The following is an 18,197-nucleotide window of genomic DNA, read 5'->3' on the forward strand; positions in this document are numbered from 1 at the left end:
TCATGCAAATCACGGGCGAGGCGCTCGCGGAGCCGCCCGGCGTCCCGGCGGCGCACGCGGCGCTGGTGGATGAGTCCCCAGATGAACCCGCCGATCAGCAAGGCGCCGGCGGCGATACTGCCTTGCATCAGTTGGTCCTGGCTGGTGGCTCGTAGGGTGGTGAATCGGGCGCTGAGGTCGGCGTGCTCACGCTGGAGGGATTGACGATGCCGAAGCTGGGTGAGCCATTCTGGCAATGGCAGCAGCGTTCCAATGTTGGCCTTGCCATCCGTGAGTGCGGCAAGGCTGTAAGCAGGATCGTCGAGCTGGTCGCTGGCGAAGGCCTTGGCCTTCAGAGCGACGTTCTCACCTCCGGCAAAGGCCATGATCTCCGACAGCGCCAGCAGGAAGTCACCTGAGCGCTGCCAAAGTGAATATGTCGTCAGACGAATGGCCCGCACAGGCTGCTTACGCAGGGAGAAGCTCACCAGGTTCATGCCTGGGGTGGTAAAGCTGCTGTCCTTGAAGTCGGCAATGACCTTCGCCTCACTGAAGTCCTCGCTGGCAGAGACTTCCAGACGAAAGCGCTCCGGGAACCCGTAGGTGCCCCACGTAGCCAGCTCCCGGCGAGGCAGAGGCACCAGTGTGATCTCATCCAGCTCTACCGTTTGTGGTAAAATGATGCCAACCTGCTTCTGATCCTGTCCTGAAGTGGCAAGCGCACTGTGAAAGCCTTTGATGCTTGGAACTCCTGGTGCCAACGGCAAATCAAGTGGCGTAATGTGATCCGTAAGATTCTCGACACTCCAGGCTGGCGGCTGGATGCGGCTTCTCGGTGCCACGACCTCAGCCCCAAGCGCCACGTTCCTTGTGCCAGAGAAGACCATCAATTCAGACAGCGCGAACACTCGCAGCTCACTTCTCTGCCAAGGCTTGGTAGCCGTGACACGGATTCGCTGTGCTTGGATGGGCTTGATCTGCACCACCACCGGAAAGCCATCAGGAGTGGGAACATCGGCCTCAGACTCATGAATGATCTGGGATCGGCCCGCAGCGTCCGTGACCTCCATCCGATAGCGCAAAGGGAAACCAAAAGAAGTGCCATGGCCATCGTCCTTGAGCGCAGGCACAGGAATGAGCGCTATCGCGTCCACCAAAGGCTTCTCCGGCAGCGCCACCTCGACCCAAAGGGCTTCGTCATCATCCACCCGGCTGCTTTGGAAGCCTCTGCGGCTGGACGTGTGAGCCATGCGTGCCTCAGGCAGTGTTTTCAGCTCTGCCTCGATGGCCACCATGCGCTGGCGCATTTGTTCAAGCTCCGCCCGCGACCAGAACGCAAGCCGCTCGGCCCACGGAGCCGTGGACTGGGCGAGCAGGCTGGCTGCGAGCAGGGTGACGATTTTCACGAGCGGATGAGTAGGAGGACGTTCGGGCTGATGGACCGATGAGTATCTTGAAGACAAGGTTAGCATCTCCAGACGATCCTGCCCACCTCCCGTATTTTCGTGAGGGGCCAAATGGCGCTGTTTACCTAATGATGAATGTTTTGAACCATGATAAAGCGTTTCACTCCACTCATCGCAGCGCTGGCTGTGTGCCTGCTTGTTGGGTTGCTGGTATGGCATTCTGAAGCGCCGATTCCGTCACAGACGGATGTCGTGAAGATGGTGGCGGTTTCGCCGAAGCCGCCAATGGCTGCACCCGTGCGGGAGCCAGCACCAGTTCAGGGCCGTCTGGCTTCCGCAGCATCCGGCAGGCTCAAAAGGCCGCTGACGGGACCTTCGGACTTGGTGTTGCCGGAGCGGGTGACTGCCCTTTGGCAGAAACCGGTGCCAGAGCCGGTGTTTGAGGAGTTTCGGCGGTGGACGGAGAGTTTTCTCACATCCGGGGTGGATGCGGAGCAAGGCGTCGAACTGGCTTTGCAGCGGCGTCAGGAGATGCTGGACCTTATTGATAAGGATCCGCGGCGGGCGCTGGAACTGGCGGTGCCGGAGTCGGTGCGGCAGCGGTTGCCGGCGGGTGTGTTGGCCTTGCTGGAGCAGCGAGTGGATGCGCGGGGCGATCTGCTGGTGCAGGCGAAGACTTCTGCCACGGGTGGCTGCGAGATCACGCGCACGGCGACTTTGCAGGATGGGCAGGTGTTCGAGGCGCACACGTATGGACGACGTGGGGCGATGCCGACTCGCGACAACATTGGCATTCACGGTGTGGCGCTGGATGGCAAGATGGCGCTGTCGGATCTGCCGGGTCGTGTGCTGGAGCCGGTGGAAGTCGCGGCGAGAGTGGCGGCGGGAGAGAAGATCGAAGTCGGCGCTGATCTGACGGGCACTGCGCCTCAAGCGGATGATCTTGAGGAAGTGGTGATCGCTTGGGACGACACCCGCATGACCCGGTTCCGTGGTAAGGCTCCTGCCACAGCGGCTTTGATCGATGCGGAGAGCGGGGAGCAATCCGCCGAGCCTGCGACTGATGGGTCCGATCTCGACGGCGTGATCGCGGCTAGCCCTTGGACCGAGGGGCAGAAGACGTTGCTGATCATCCGCGTGGATTTCCCGGACTACCAAGGACAGGTGGTCAGCGATGCCACGCTGCAGCAACTCATCGCGGACACGAACACGGTCTATACCGAGATGTCCTCGGGCAAGGCCAGTTTTGCTCCGTTCGGTCAAGGATCAGCGATCACGCCGACGGTGCGAATGCCGAATAACTCGTCGGTTTATGCGAGTCATACGAAGTTCAGCCGAGTTCTGAACGAGGCTCGCACAGCGGCGGCGGCGGCGGGCTACAACTACCTGAACTACACGCATGAAGTGGTCGTCATGGGAGCAACGCCCGTCGTGCCAGCCACCGCCGGCATGGCGAATGTGGGAGCGCGCGGTGCGTGGCTACACAACTCCCAGTGGAACCTCAAAACCTGCGCTCATGAACTGGGGCATAATTTTGGCCTGCCTCACGCGGGTGCCTGGGACACGGATGACGGCAGCGTGATCGGCCCTGGCGAGGTGTGGGACTACGGCAATGAGTTCGACATGATGGGCGTGGGCAGTTCATCCGCGTTTCTGCGCCACTTCGGTGTGACGTTTAAAGAGTTCCTCGGCTGGCTGCCCACCACAGACGTGCTGAAGATCACCGCCGATGGCAGCACCACCACTCGCATCCGGGCAGAGGACAAAGTGCAGACGGATGGGAATCGGCGGGCTCTGGCGGTGGATCGTGCGGGCAGCACCGACGACTACTGGGTGGAGTATCGGCAGCTCTTTGGCACCAGCTTTGGACTGCGTGATGGCGTGGTGGTGAACTGGGCGGACATCAATGGCGGCTATCAGCAGCCGCTGCTGCTCGACATGAAGCCGAGCACGTCTCAGAAGACCGACTCCGTGCTGCCGATGGGCAAGACGTTTTCCGACTCGGCAGCGGGCGTTCACATCACGCCCGTGGCTCGCGGCACGGATGGGGATGGTGTAGCCTGGATGGATGTCACCGTGAATCGCGGCACGTTCGCAGGCAATACGAAGCCCACCGTCACGCTCAGCTCCACCAATGCCAATCCAGCCGTGAACACGAGCGTGACCTTCACCGCCGCAGCTAGCGATCCGAATGGCGACACGCTGGCCTATTTTTGGGAATGGGGCGATGGCACGACGACAGCGAACAACAGCGCCACCGCGAACAAGAGCTGGAGCACTGCCGGCACCAGAACCGTGCGCTGCATCGTCACGGACATGAAGGGCCAGACCACCACGGCAACGCTGCTGGTGCAGGTGGGCACCACCACCACCTTCTCCATTCAAGGCGTGGTGAGCACCACGCTGGGCGCACCGATGCAAGGCGTCGTGGTGAGTGCCGGGTCCACTCAGAGTGACACGACGGATGGTGATGGAGCCTATTCCATCACGGGTCTCGCGGCAGGCAGCTACACGCTCACGGCGACGAAGACAGGAGCGAGTTTTGTGACTAGCGGCTTTACCAATCCGGTGACCGTTGGTCCCAATCAGGTGGGCAAAAACTTCCTCGCACCGCCCGGCGCACCCGCCTTCACCGCCACGATGAAACCGGGCCTCACGGATCAAGGATCGAGCACGGGCGCGATTCCGCTGCCGCTGGCGGATGCGGACACCGCGCTGACCTCGCTCACTTTGACCGGTGTATCTTCAAATCAAGCCATCATCCCAGATGCGAACATTCTCTTCGGCACGGCTGGAACGATACGCACCATCACGGTATCCGCCGCTAGCACGGTGAGCGGAACTGTGGACATCACGATCACCGCTGCCGATCCCGAGGGGAACTCCGGCAGCTATGTGTGGCCCGTCACGGTGAATGCGAAACCCGTGCTCGCGGTGACGACACCCGCCACATCGGAGAACACGCCGGTAGACATCGATTTGCGTGCTTTTGTCTCTGACGACATCACCGCCGATGAACAACTCTTCTTTGAGGTGGATCGGGTGCGAAACGGCAAGATGACGCTGCTTCCGGATGGCTACACCGCACGCTTCACACCGAATCCGAACTTCAACGGCACGACCAACTATCGCCTCGTGGTGCGTGACCAGTCGCTCGGAGCTGGCTTCCGTTTCCTCTACGATTTTGAGCCGCCTGACAGCCACGAGGATTCCCTGAGCACGGATCAATCCAACTTCAATCGCACTGGCACCCTGCAAGCCATCAACAGCGGCACCTTTGGTTATGATGCCAGCGTGCCACCCGCGCTGACACCGCAATCCGCCAAGGCTCTGGTGCTGGCACAGAACGGTGCCAGCGGTGCTCGAATGCGGCGCACGCTGACCACTTCAGATCACAACTTCAATGATGCGGACTGGACCTTCTCCGTCTGGGTGAAGCGCGGCGGCACAGATACGGAGGATTTTGTGTTCCATCTTGGCGATGGCGATGGTCACGGCACCGAGAGCGAACTGGAGCTTTTCTTTGCCGCAGGCAGCGATGTGCTGAAGCTGCAAAAGTGGGGCGCTGGCGGCTTGGAAAAAGAAATCATCTGCACCGACATTGTCGCCGGTCAGTGGCATCACATCACGCTGAGCTATGATCGCACGGCGACGAACACCGGCACATGCTTCCTCTACGTGGACAAGTTTCTACGTGGCAGCGTGACTGCAGTGACGATGAACGTCAATCAATCCACGCCCTTGGTGGCTGGCGGCCACGCCAGCACCACGGCAAACGTGGATCGCTGGTTCGATGGGGTGATGGACGAGGTCTTATTCCAGAGCGGACTCTCCACCCGCACCGAAATCGCCAACCGCTCACGCATGGGAGCGCGGCATCACCACGGCCTTAGCGCCATAGGCAACAGTTTGTCGCTGACTGTCACGGGCAGCAATCAAGCGCCATCCATCGCCACGGTGCCGGATCGTTACATCCCGGTCAACGCATCGGCCTCGCCAGTGGCGGTGCGTTTGTCCGATGCAGAGTCAGAAGCGCGGACTCTCACGCTTACGGCTGTCTCTTCAAACCAGACGATCCTTCCGAATGCGAGTGTCACCGTTGGCGCTGCTCCAGCGGCTTGGACGACGGGCGACATCGGCACCGTCGGCACCGCAGGCACGCTAACTGAGAGTCGCGGCACTTACATCGTGAATGGGGCTGGCGCAGCAGGTGTAGGTCCGGCAGCAGGCGATGACTTCCAATGGGTGCGGCAGAGTTTTACTGGCGATGCGGAGATGATCGCGCGTGTGGTCTCCGTGGATCACACCGCTTCGAATGCCGAGGCCGGCCTCATGATGCGTGAGTCCACTGCCGCCACGGCACGCTTTGTTTGTGTGCGTGCCACCGGCAGTGAAGGCGTCAGCTTTGTGCAACGTGGAACCGCATCAACGGATGCCGTGGTGACGGCCATTCTACCGCTCGCCAGCGCACCTGGCTGGCTGCGACTTGTGCGCACGGGCAGCGTTTACACAGCTTTCTACGCTACGGATAATGACGGCACCGCAGGCCCCTGGCAGGCCGTCGGCACGGAGCAAACCGTTGCCTTCACCGGCACCACGCACGACATCGGCATGGCGGTCTCCAGCCGCGTGAGCACCACACTTTGCGCAGCCGTCTTCGACAACCTCGGCGGCACCGTTCTGCGTGGAGGTGAGCGCACCGTCTCGCTCACGCCCGCCGCAGGTCAGTCCGGCAGCAGCGTCATCACACTCACCGCCAGCGATGGCGCACTGACGGCGAACACGAGCTTCACCGTCATCGTGGATGGCGCAGCGCCGAGCACCACTGTCTGGAACTCCACCACCAGCGGGACGCTGAACTGGAGCACAGGTGCCAACTGGACCGGCAGTGTGCCGCCACCGAGCAGCCGATTCTCCACCATCCAGTTCTTCACGGGACAAACTCTGCCCTCAGGCACCATCAGCTCGAACAACAACAGCGTCGGCGGTCACGCGCTGAACGTGCTCACACTCGGCGGCACCGGCCCCAACAGCGGCAGCACCACGCTATCGCTCAGTGGCAATGCCTTGCTCCTCCGCCGCGAGTCGTTGCTCGATCCCATCATCAACCTCACCGCCACCAACGGCACTGGATTGACCTGGAACGTCAGCGCCCCTCTCACGATGGAAGACAGCACCACCTTCCAAGGCGCAGGCACAGCCACCTTCAACTTCAGCGGCATCCTCAGCGGCGCTGGCAACCTCATCAAATCAGGCACGAGCAAACTCATCCTCGCTGGCGCGAACGACTACACCGGCTCCACCACGATCAGCGGTGGCATCTTGCAGATCGGCGATGATGGAGCCACCGGCTCACTGCCCGCCGGTGCCGTCGTGAACAACGCCACGCTGCGCTTAGACCGCACCGGCACGCTGCTCGTGCCCAATGCCATCAGCGGCAGCGGCGGCGTCACTGTGGATTGCCCGACCAACAACGGCACCGTCGTGTTCAGCGGCAACAATAGCTTCACCGGCCATGTCACGGTCAACTCCGGTGCGCTGCGCATCACCAACAGCAGCGCACTCGGCTCCACCTTCTCCACGAAGAACATCATCCTCACCAATGCAGTGGCAGGCAATCCGCAGCTCAGGCTCGATGGCAGCAACGGCCCGATTGATCTGCCCGCAGGCTTCTCTTTCAAGATCGGCAATGCCGCCGGAGCCATCTTCAATGAGGCAGGCGACAACATCCTGCGCGGTAACATCGTGCTCACCAGCGGAGGAAACGCCGAAGGCCGTGTGTCCACCATGGCAGGCAGTCTTCGTCTGGCGGGAACCATCACCAACGACACCGCTGTTGCGCGAACCTTCGTGATCGGAGGCGCAACTGGCACAGGACAGGTGGAAGGCAACATCAGCGACGGAACGCTCACGGGCGGCACCATCGCCTTGAGAAAGATCGAGAACGGCACCTGGACACTCACGGGCGCCAACACCTTCACCGGAGCCACCACGCTGAACGCAGGTACCCTGCGCATCAATGCCCCCGGCTCGCTCCACGCCAGCAGCACAGTCACGGTGAATGCCGCCACCCTCGGCGGCGACGGCAGCATCGGAGGCTCTGTCATTGTCAATGCCTCTGGCCGCATCGCTCCCGGCTCCACCACGGGTTCCGCAAGCACGCTCGCCATCGGCGGCGGTCTCAATGTCACCGCCATGACCACAGGCACAGGCAAACTCGTCTTCGAACTCGGCGCTCCCACCGCCAGCGACAAGGTAACCGTCGGCGGCACCTTCACCTTCGGCACGGGCACCCTCGGCATGGACGATTTCGCCTTCACCGCCCTCAGTGGCCTCACCGCAGGCACCTACAAGCTCATCACCAGTGGCGGCATCAGCGGCACCCTGGACTCCGCCAAGCTCACCGGCACCCTCGGCGGCTTCAACGCCACCCTCAGCCTCAACGGCAACGACCTCGAACTCACTCTAGTGCATCCCTTCACCACCTGGCAGAGCCTCAACGGCACCAGCGGCAGCATCACCACCGACCACGACAACGACGGCGTCCCTGACGGCATCGAATACTTCCTCGGCGGCACCAGCAACACCACTGGCCAGACCGTTTTGCCCGGCATCACCAACACCAGCGGCACCCTAAGCATAACCTGGGCCAAAGCCGCCACCTACCTCGGCGTTCACGGCACCGATTTTGTCATCGAAACCTCCACCACTCTCACGGGCTCGTGGACCATTGAGACCGTCGGAGTAAACTTAACGATCACCGGCAACAACGTGACCTACACCTTCCCTGCGTCTGGTGACCGGCGATTCGTGCGACTGAAGGTAATGTCGCAATGAGTTACCTTGTTCTTTGCGGCTTTTGACGGTCGCATGTGTCATCTGAGCCAAGACAGCGGAACTTTTTGTGCCAAGCTCCGAGGCGTGAAACCTCTCCTTGCCTTCGTCTCCCTCGCCGCCCTGCCATCACTATTGTGGTCCGTTGACATCACCGAAGGCGAGATGGCCGGTTATCTCTTCGCCCCGGCGGAAAAAGTGCCGGAGGAGTTCAATGGCGGCTTCTCGCTCTACGCAGCGGCGTGGCCGCTGGTGGGCACGTATCCGGGACATCGATTTCAGACGGGGCTTTGCGGGACGTGGATGCATCCGCAGTGGTCGGAGGCGGAGAAGCCGAAGGAGAAATGCTACACGGACATCGAGGGCGGGCTCGGCTGGTGGCGTGACACGCATTTTCCGACGATCACGCCGAAGTTCATCATGGGCGGCGTGGGGCCGAACTTCTCCGTGATCGCAAACGGTCCCGGCTACGGCGCGGGCACGTGGGAAAAGCCGCGCGGGCAGTATGGCGTGGCGCAACTCAGCCCTTGGCTGCTGATGCCACTGGATGGTCTGAACCTGAAGCAAGGCACGAGCGGCGAGCTTTTCGGCTATGGCTACTTGCCGCTGCCGCTCACGAACAAAAAAAGCACCACCGCAGGCAAAAACGTGCCGACCGGCAACCAGTGCTGGACGCTGTTTTTGAGCACCGGGAACTTCAAAGGCCCCGTCGCCTTCTTCACGCCGTTTTTCTGGTCGCAGGCGCTCATCGAGCATCCCGAGTGGACCGGCAAGCTGCTCGACTCCTGCCCAGCGGGCCCGAACAAGCCCATCCAAATGGAGACGCAGCATGTGCCCGCGATTTTGACCGACAAACAGGCCCGCGTCGCGCCCACACGCTTCCCCATCGGCGCGGATGGCACCTCCACCGTGCTGCATCGACTCACCGCGTATAAAAAAGAAGCGCTGTGGGAGGATGTGCAGCGCTGGTTTGAGGGCGGCGCAGCAGCGGATGGCAAGATCAAGCCCGAGGCCGCGGCGATTCACACCTTCCGCAGCGGCGGCGGCTCGAACTGGAGCATCTACCCACCCGGCACGAAGCGCGATGACAAGACACCGCTCGCCTGGAATGCCTTCGCCACGTCCTTCACGCCGAATCCGATCACCTTCGGCTATCAATGGAACGCGCAGCTCACCGGCCGCGAAGGCTCGCTCGTCGTGCTGCCCGAGTATTTCCAACTCGGCACCAATCCTCGCGGCAAGCCGCTGTGGCAGGTCATGGATGCCAAACAAGGCCCTGCCGACGCCAAGCTCACCCAGCACCGCTTTGAAACGCCTCAAGAAAAGCCGCAGGAGGCACGCACGACACCCGAAGATGCGAACAGTTGCTGGAAAAAGCCCGGCCCCGTCGCCGGCCCCTTCAAAGCCCAGCTCGGCGATGGCAGCACGGTCACTTACTATTGGTATCGCTTCGCCGACCAGCCCGCGATGCTCAACGCCGACCTCACGCCCGAAGAACGCGAGCAAGTGCAGCAACGCGTCGAGAAACTACATCGCGCGTGGACGAAGGATCGCGCTTACCTCACGCCACCCGATCTCGGCACGCTCGCCAGCATCGATCCTGCTTTGATTCTCACTCCGCCGCCCGGTTTGGAGATCGGCTACGTCCCCATCGCCACGCGGCAGGAACTGGAGAAATAGCACAGCCATCATGAGATCACTCTTCGTCATTCTCGTGCTCGGCTGTGGTCATGTCTTTGCGATCACGAGGCCGAACATCGTCTTTATCCTCGCTGACGATCTCGGCTACGGCGATGTGCTTTGCTACAACGCCGACGCGAAGATCCCGACACCTAACATCGACAAGCTCGCGAGCGAAGGCATGCGCTTCACCGATGCGCACAGTCCGGCCACGGTTTGCACCCCATCGCGTTACAGCCTCATGACGGGACAGATGGCGTTTCGCGTGCCGAATGGCGGCACGGTGTTTCAGGGCACGGGTGGGCCGTCGTTGATCGCACCGGGCAAGCTCACGCTGCCGGGGCTGTTGAAGAAGCAGGGCTATGCCACCGCAGCGGTCGGCAAATGGCATATCGGGCTCACGTTTCGCGATCAGGCGGGTGAGGCGATCCACTCGGGTGAACGCGCCGCCGTGCAGCGCATCGATTACTCGCGCCGCATCGAAGGCGGACCGCTCGATCATGGTTTTGACCAGTTCTTCGGCACCGCATGCTGCCCCACCACCGAGTGGCTTTACGCCTTCATCGACGGCGATCACATCCCCGTTCCGCCCACCGGTCCCATCGACAAATCGAAGCTCCCGAAGCATCCGTATGCTAACGATTGCCGCGCCGGATTCATCGCGCCCGACTTTCCGATGGAGGAAGTGGATCTCATGTTCTTGAAGAAGAGCCGCGAGTTCATCGCGCAACATGCACGCACCTCACCGAAGCAGCCTTTCTTCCTCTACCATGCCACGCAGGCGGTGCATTTGCCCTCGTTCGCCGCGCCGGAGTTCCAAGGGAAATCGAAGGCCGGGCCGCATGGCGACTTCATCGCCGAGTTCGACCACATCGTCGGCGAATTGATGCGCGAACTCGAAACGCACGGCCTAGCTGACAACACGCTCGTCATTCTCAGCAGCGACAACGGCCCCGAAGTGGCGAGCATCGTCCACATGCGTGCCGATCATGCTCACGACGGCGCCAAGCCGTGGCGCGGCATCAAACGCGATGCCTGGGAAGGCGGCCACCGCGTGCCCTTCATCGTGCGCTGGCCCGGAAAGGTCAAAGCGACCACCACCAGCGATCAAACCCTCTGCCTCACCGACATTCTCGCCACCGTGGCAGCGATCACCGGCACCGAATTGCCACACGATGCCGCCGAAGACAGTTTCAACCTGCTCCCCGCCCTCGAAGGCACCGCCACCGCTCCCATCCGGCCCTATCTGCTCACCCAGGCCTTTGGCGGACACCGCACGCTTTCGATTCGTCGCGGCCAGTGGAAATACATCGCCCACCGCGGCTCCGGCGGAAACAACTACGACAAAGGCGAGCTCAAGCCCTTCGCCCTGCCCGACACCGATCCCGAAGCCCCCGCCCAACTCTACGACCTCGCCTCCGATCCCGGCGAGACGGCGAATCTTTACTCCAAGAAACCGGAGATCGTGAAGGAACTCCAAGCGCTGCTCGAACAAACCAAATCCACCGGTCGCAGTCGTCCATGAGGATTCTCGTCACCATTCTTTGTGCACTCAGCATCCTCGGTCAGGCCCGGGCGGCGGAGAACAGGCCCAATGTGCTCTTCATCGCGCTGGATGATCTCAATGACTGGATTGGGTGTCTGGGCGGGCATCCGCAGACGAAGACGCCGAATCTGGATCGGCTGGCGGCGAGCGGGGTGTTGTTTCGGAATGCCTACACGGCGGCGGCTTCGTGCAATCCGTCTCGCACGGCGATCTTCAGCGGGCGGCCGCCGCATCGCTCGGGGCTTTATCATAACCTGCAAAAGATGCGCGAGGTGATGCCGGAAGCGGAGCTGTTGCCGCAGTATTTTTCGAAGCAGGGCTATTGGAGCGCGGGATCGGGCAAGATGCTGCACTACATCATCGATCCGCCGTCGTGGGATGATTACTTCCCGGCCAAAGCGAAGGACAATCCCTTTCCGCACACGTTTTATCCCGCGAAGCGGCCCGTGAACCTGCCGCGTGGCGGCGACTGGCAATACGTCGAAACCGACTGGGCGGCGCTGGATGTCACGGATGAGCAGTTTGGCGGCGATTGGGCGGTGACGAAGTGGATTGGCGAGCAACTTCAGCGCAAACACGACAAACCCTTCTTCCTCGCTTGCGGCATCTACCGGCCGCATGAGCCGTGGTTTGTGCCGAAGAAGTATTTCGAGCCGTTCCCGCTCGAAAGCATCCAGCTTCCGCCCGGTTACAAAGCGGATGATGTCGATGATTTGCCGCCTGCGGGCCAGCGACTCGCGCGGAATCGCTACTTTGCGCACATTCAGAAGCACGAGCAGTGGGAGAAGGGCATCCAGGCCTATCTCGCGTCGATTCACTTCGCGGATGCGATGCTCGGTCGGGTGCTCGATGCGCTCGAAAAGAGCCCGCAGCGCGACAACACGATCGTCGTGCTCTGGAGCGATCACGGCTGGCATCTCGGCGAGAAGGAGCACTGGCAAAAGTTCACCGGCTGGCGTGTCTGCGCCCGCGTGCCGCTCATGATCCGCGTGCCGAAAGGCGCGCCCGGTTTGCCCGAAGGCACCACGCCCGGCAGCGTGTGTGATCGCCCGGTGAGCCTCGTCGATCTGTTCGGCACGCTCAGCGACCTTTGCGGCCTGCCGCCGAAACCGGACATCGACAACCGCAGCCTCGCGCCGCTTTTGCGCAACCCGAAGGCCGAATGGCCGTGCGCCGCTCTCACGCATCTCGACAAGCCCGAGAACTACGCCATCAGCACGCAACGCTGGCGCTACATCCACTACGCCGGCGACGAAGAAGAGCTCTACGACCTCGAAACCGATCCGCACGAATGGACCAACCTCGCCACCCAGCCCGAGCATGCTAACAAGCTCGCTGAGATGCGTTTGCTTGCTCCGAAGAACCTCGCGCCTGTCCACCAATCGAAACCATGAACATCGTCTCCATTTTCAACGACGTGATCGGTCCTGTGATGCGCGGGCCATCGAGTTCGCACTGCGCGGCGGCGCTGCGCATCGGACGACTGGCGCGGGATTTGATGGAGGGCGAGATTAGCGAGGTGCTTGTCGAGTTCGATCGTGCGGGTTCGCTGCCGACGACGCATGAGAGCCAGGGCAGCGACATGGGGTTGTTTGGAGGTTTGCTGGGATGGGAGGCTGATGATGAGCGGCTACCGGAGTCGGCGAAGGCGCTGGCAGAGGCCGGGATCAAGCTGCGCATCGAAACCGTCGATGTCGGTGATCCGCATCCGAACACTTACCGGCTCACATTGAAGAACTCGCGTGAAACACACACGCTCATCGCCATCTCCACTGGCGGCGGCATGATGGAAGTGCTGAGCATCGACGGCGTGGAACTGCAGATGGACGGCGGGTATCATGAGACGTTGATTTGGGCACCGAAAGGCGCTGCGTCGCGTTTCGAGGCCGATGAGGTCATTGTTCACGATTTGGGCAATGCGCAGCTCATCCAGGTCAAATCCGACCGATTCGTCGGATCAGACGAATCACTCACCACCAAGCGGCTCTCCCCCGTGCTTCCGGTGCCTTCGCGGAAAAACATGCAAGTGCCTTTCACCAGCTGCTCCGACATGTTGAAGCACGATGGCGGCCAAAACACGCCGCTTTGGCATCTCGCCATCGAGTATGAGCGGGCTCGTGGCAGCTTCACCGAGCACGAAGTCATCGACAAAATGATCGCCATCGTACGGATCCTGCGAAAATCCATCGCCAGCGGCATCGCGGGCACGAGTTACGAGGATCGTGTGCTGCATCATCAAAGCGGACGCTTTGCCGAGATGATGAACGCGGGCCGCCTGCTCGATGGGGGTGCGCTGAACCGCATCATCCTCTACGTCACCGCCTTGATGGAGGTAAAGAGCAGCATGGGCGTGATCGTTGCTGCGCCGACGGCGGGTGCCTGCGCGGCGCTGCCTGGCGCGGTGATCGCCATGGCGGAGTCGATGGGCAAAGACGAAGAAGAAATGGCCAAGGCAATGCTCGCCGCCGGGTTGATCGGTGTCTTCATCGCCACGCGCTGGACCTTCGCGGCCGAAGTCGGCGGTTGTCAGGCGGAGGGCGGTTCTGCGGCCTCGATGGCGGCGGCAGCACTCGTCACGCTTGCAGGCGGCACTCGGGATCAGGCCATCGCAGCGGCCTCGATGGCGTTTCAGAGCATGCTGGGGCTGATTTGCGATCCTATCGCGAACCGAGTCGAGGCACCGTGCCTCGGCAAAAACGTCATGGCGGCCAGCAATGCGCTTTCGTGCGCGAACATGGCGCTGGCTGGCTATGACCCGCTGATCCCGCTGGATGAGGTCATCGACGCAGCGAAGCATGTGTCCGAAATGATGCCGCGAGAGCATCGCTGCACATCGCTCGGCGGTTTGGCGATCACACCGACGTCGTTGGAGATCGAGCGGAAGCTCGCAACGCTGAAAAGCAAGGGCTGCGGCAGTTGTCACTGCTAAGTCCGAAAGAATCACGCCTCACACCCCTTCTAATCCCACCATGAAACGCCGCTCCTTCATCTCCACGTCCGCCGCCACTGCCTTTGGCTTCCAGTTTGTCCCCGCACATGTCGTGCGTGCTCAAAGCGGGGCTCAAACGCCGTCCAACAAACTCCGCATCGCCGCGATCGGTGTAGGTGGACGTGGTGCAGCCGATTTGGGCGACATGGCGGGCGAGGACATCGTGGCGCTGTGTGATGTCGATGAACGCAGCGCGGCAGGAAGCTTTAAAAAGTTCCCGAACGCGAAGCGCTTCACGGATTTTCGAAAAATGTTCGACGCGATGAACAACGAGATCGACGCCGTGCTCGTCGCGACACCGGATCACACGCATGCAGTCGCTGTGCTGGCCGCCATCGGTCACGGAAAACATGTGTATTGTGAGAAGCCCCTGGCGCATACCGTCGCCGAAGTGCGGGCGATGCGGAAGGCGGCGCTGGAGAAGAAAGTGATCACGCAGGTGGGCAATCAGGGACATTCGTCGGACAGCATCCGGCTTTTCGTCGAAATGGTGCAGTCGGGAGCCATCGGCAACGTGTCGGAGATTCACGCGGGCTGCGATGCTTTCCGCGAGGTGTATTGCCAGATCGGCAAGCAGCAGGCGATCCAAGCGGAGAAGCACGACGTGCCACAGGGTCTCGACTGGGATCTGTGGCAGGGACCGGTGAAGACGCAGGCGTTTCATCCGGCGTATGTGCCGTTTAGCTGGCGCGGCTTTTCGGCGTATGGCAGCGGCTGCATCGGCGACTGGATCTGTCATGTCGTCGATCCGTCGTTCTGGGCGCTGGATCTCGGCATGCCCACGGCCGTCACGGCGGAAACGAAGGATTACGATCCGGTGAAGCACGCGGCGTTTTATCCGAAGGGCACGCGGATCACCTTTGAGTTCCCGGCGAAGGGGAATCGCGGTCCGGTGAAGCTGATCTGGCACGACGGCGAGTTCGGCATCCCGCAGCCTGAGGAATTGAAGCAGGACAATCGCAAGGTCGTCGGCATCGGCGCGGTGGTGATCGGCGACAAAGGCAAGATCATGCACGGCTCGCACGGCGCTGGCGGTGTGCGCTTGATCCCGGAGGCGAGCATGAAGGACTTCAAAATGCCGGAGAAGACGATTACGCGCGTGCCGAAAGGCAATCACCAGCACGACTGGCTCAACGCTATTCGCGAGAACCGCCCCGCTGGCTCCAGCTTTGAATACGGCGGCTCCTTGAGCGAGATCGGCCTGCTCGGCATGATCGCTGTGCGCCGCAGCGGCACGCGACTGGAGTGGGACAATGCCGCGATGCAATTCACCAACGACGCTGAGGCGACGGCACTGCTGACGCCGGAGTATCGCGCGGGGTGGAGCTTGTGATCCTCCCGGCGAAATGATTGCGTGAAAGAGGTCTGTGGTGGCAGGGGTTATGTTTTCTAGCCACTTTAATCCCCCCTCATGGCTGCCCCATTCCCCCAGATTTGTTTTCCACTGCCGGTGCTGTGGTTGTTCACGACGTGCGCGCTGGCCGCGCCGACGGAGCATCCTGGTGCGATCGTTTATAAAAAGCTCTGCGCTGAGTGTCACGGTGATCGCGGGCAGGGCGTGGAGGATGAATATGACGAACCGCTGACCGGTGAGAAGTCGATTGAGGCCCTAGCAAAGTATATCGACCGAACGATGCCGGAGGATGATCCAGAAAAGACGACTGCGGAGGATGCCCAGCTCGTCGCAGCCTACATGCACGATGCGTTTTACTCGCCAGCGGCGCAAGCACGGCTGAATCCGCCGAAGAAGGAGCTGATCCGCCTGACCATCGAGCAGTTCCGCAACAGCGTGATGGATGTGATCGGCCGCTTTCGCATGGGACCGGGCTTTGACCGTCCGATCAATGCCGAGCAGGGGCTGAAGGCTTTTTATCGTGGGGTGGAGCTGCCGAAGCCCGGCGAGAAGGCCGTGGACACGACGCCGAAGAACGGCATCCAGGCCAAGCGTCCGAACAAGACCATCGAGAAGGTCGAACCGGTCATTGCCTTTCATTGGGGACCGGACAGCCCGGAAAAAGCCGTGCTGGAGGCCGAGCAGTTTCAAAATCGATTCGAGGGGAGCGTCGTCGCCCGCGAGACCGGCGTGTATGAGTTTGCCGTGAAGTCGGAGAACGGCTTCCGCCTCTGGATCAATGACACTGCCGAGGGCGATGCGCTCATCGACGGCTGGGTGAGCGCCGGACCGCAGGTGCGGGAGGAAAAGAAGAGCATCTACCTCGTCGGCGGACGCGCTTACTATCTGAGGCTGGAGCATTTCAAATTCAAAGAGAAGTCCGCGTCCATCGAGCTGTGGTGGAAGCCGCCGCATGGCATCAAGGAACTCATCCCCGCGCATGCCATGCGCACGGAGCGCCCGCGCGAACTCATGATCGTGAGCACCGAGTTTCCTGCCGATGACAGCAGCGGCGGTTATCCGCGCGGCACGACGATTTCAAAGGCCTGGGATCAAGCCGTCACCGATGCCGCCATTGCCACCGCCGAGCACGTTGTCGAAAACCTCGGCGAACTCGCGCAAACCAAGGCGGGAGCGCCGGATCGTGGCGAGAAACTGCGCAAATTCGCCCACACCTTCGTCGAGGCCGCTTTTCGCAGGCCTTTGAGCGAGGATTTGAAGCAGCTCTTCGTCGAATCACACTTTGCGAGCTCCAAATCGCCTGAGACGGCGGTGAAGCGAGTGGTGTTGCTCGCGCTGAAATCGCCGCAGTTTCTTTATCCGAACCTCCAGCAGGGCGAAACGCCAGATGACTTCGAGATTGCCTCGCGTCTCGCCCTCACGCTTTGGGATTCGGTTCCTGACAAAAAGCTCGCGCAGGTGGCCGCGTCCGGGAAACTCAAGACTCGTGATCAAATCAAGGCAGAGGCGCAGCGTATGCTGACAGATCCGCGCACGAAGGCCAAACTGCATGGCTTCTTCCATCACTGGCTCGAACTCGAACGTGCCGAGGGTGCCAGCAAGGATCCGAAAATCTTTCCTGACTTCACGCCCGAGTTGATCGCCGATCTGCGCGAGTCGCTGCTGCAATTCATCGACGAGGTCGTGTGGAGCGAGAAATCCGACTACCGTGAGCTGCTCCAGGCCGATTATCTTTTGATGAACGAGCGCCTTGGCAAATTTTACGGCCATCCGGTGACAGGGGACGAGTTCCAGCGTGTGGGCTTTGACCCGAAACAGCGCGCGGGAGTCGTCACGCATCCGTATCTGCTCGCCGCACTCGCCTACACAAAGCAGTCGTCGCCGATTCATCGCGGCGTGTTTTTGACACGCAACATTGTCGGCATGTCGCTCAAGCCGCCGCAGAAAGCCGTCGTGTTCGAGGACAGCCATTTCAACCCCAAGCTCACCATGCGCGAGAAGATCAGCGAGCTGACGCGCAGCGGCGCCTGCATGAGCTGCCACAGCATGATCAACCCGCTCGGCTTCAGCCTGGAGAATTTCGACGCGGTGGGCCGCTGGCGCACCAAGGACAACAACAAGCCCGTGGACGCCGTGAGCGAATTCACCACGCATGAAGGCATGCTCGTCCGGCTCACAGGCGCGCGCGACATCGTGAACTACGTCGCGGCCAACCCTGGCGGCCATCGCGCCTTCATCCGCCATCTCTTCCATCATCTCATCAAGCAAGAACCCACGGCGTATGGGCCCAAAGCGCTCGATGATCTCCAAAAGACATTCGCTGCCTCAGGCTGTCACATTCAGAAACTGCTGGTCGAAATCGCGCTGGTGGCGGCGGCGGACGGCATGGGGAAGTAAACCGCGTTGACG

General features: G+C 61.4%; 8 protein-coding genes. 7 read left to right on the top strand and 1 reads right to left on the bottom strand.

Annotated features, from left to right (window positions below):
- Positions 1-1,385 (bottom strand): hypothetical protein (locus ACILSI_RS21080; protein WP_395723893.1); only part of this gene is annotated, 1,385 nt, incomplete at its 3' end.
- 147 nt (positions 1,386-1,532) lie between these two features.
- Here ACILSI_RS21080 and ACILSI_RS21085 point away from each other — a divergent pair.
- From ACILSI_RS21085 to ACILSI_RS21115, 7 genes are all read left to right on the top strand, one after another.
- Entirely contained in the window at positions 1,533-8,222 is a 6,690-nt protein-coding gene (locus tag ACILSI_RS21085) for an autotransporter-associated beta strand repeat-containing protein (RefSeq protein WP_395723894.1), read from the top strand.
- Between the two features lie 84 nt (positions 8,223-8,306).
- Positions 8,307-9,899 carry a hypothetical protein gene (locus ACILSI_RS21090; protein WP_395723895.1) on the top strand — a complete coding sequence of 531 codons (1,593 nt, stop codon included), beginning with the start codon at positions 8,307-8,309 and terminating at the stop codon, positions 9,897-9,899.
- Positions 9,900-9,909: 10 nt separating this feature from the next.
- Positions 9,910-11,424: an arylsulfatase gene (locus ACILSI_RS21095; protein ID WP_395723896.1), complete on the top strand. Its 1,515-nt coding sequence runs from the start codon at positions 9,910-9,912 to the stop codon at positions 11,422-11,424.
- Complete coding sequence (locus ACILSI_RS21100) at positions 11,421-12,839, top strand: sulfatase (RefSeq protein WP_395723897.1); 1,419 nt, start codon at positions 11,421-11,423, stop codon at positions 12,837-12,839. The genes ACILSI_RS21095 and ACILSI_RS21100 overlap by 4 nt, the downstream gene beginning before the upstream one ends.
- The gene (locus ACILSI_RS21105; RefSeq protein ID WP_395723898.1) at positions 12,836-14,374 is read left to right on the top strand and encodes an L-serine ammonia-lyase, iron-sulfur-dependent, subunit alpha; all 1,539 of its coding nucleotides are present in this window, start codon (positions 12,836-12,838) and stop codon (positions 14,372-14,374) included. Before ACILSI_RS21100 ends, ACILSI_RS21105 begins: the two co-directional genes overlap by 4 nt.
- A 40-nt stretch (positions 14,375-14,414) precedes the next feature.
- The gene (locus ACILSI_RS21110) at positions 14,415-15,767 is read left to right on the top strand and encodes a Gfo/Idh/MocA family protein (protein WP_395723899.1); all 1,353 of its coding nucleotides are present in this window, start codon (positions 14,415-14,417) and stop codon (positions 15,765-15,767) included.
- A gap of 78 nt (positions 15,768-15,845) precedes the next feature.
- Positions 15,846-18,185: a DUF1592 domain-containing protein gene (locus ACILSI_RS21115; RefSeq protein ID WP_395723900.1), complete on the top strand. Its 2,340-nt coding sequence runs from the start codon at positions 15,846-15,848 to the stop codon at positions 18,183-18,185.
- Positions 18,186-18,197 lie beyond the last annotated feature (12 nt).

The organism is Prosthecobacter sp., from assembly GCF_044232965.1.
GTDB lineage: Bacteria > Verrucomicrobiota > Verrucomicrobiia > Verrucomicrobiales > Verrucomicrobiaceae > Prosthecobacter.

What these genes read in the sequence shown, in the direction of transcription:
- ACILSI_RS21085 (WP_395723894.1), top strand. Translation starts at nt 1,533, where the DNA reads ATGATAAAGCGTTTCACTCCACTCATCGCAGCGCTGGCTGTGTGCCTG.
- ACILSI_RS21095 (WP_395723896.1), top strand. Translation starts at nt 9,910, where the DNA reads ATGAGATCACTCTTCGTCATTCTCGTGCTCGGCTGTGGTCATGTCTTT.
- ACILSI_RS21100 (WP_395723897.1), top strand. Translation starts at nt 11,421, where the DNA reads ATGAGGATTCTCGTCACCATTCTTTGTGCACTCAGCATCCTCGGTCAG.
- ACILSI_RS21105 (WP_395723898.1), top strand. Translation starts at nt 12,836, where the DNA reads ATGAACATCGTCTCCATTTTCAACGACGTGATCGGTCCTGTGATGCGC.
- ACILSI_RS21110 (WP_395723899.1), top strand. Translation starts at nt 14,415, where the DNA reads ATGAAACGCCGCTCCTTCATCTCCACGTCCGCCGCCACTGCCTTTGGC.
- ACILSI_RS21115 (WP_395723900.1), top strand. Translation starts at nt 15,846, where the DNA reads ATGGCTGCCCCATTCCCCCAGATTTGTTTTCCACTGCCGGTGCTGTGG.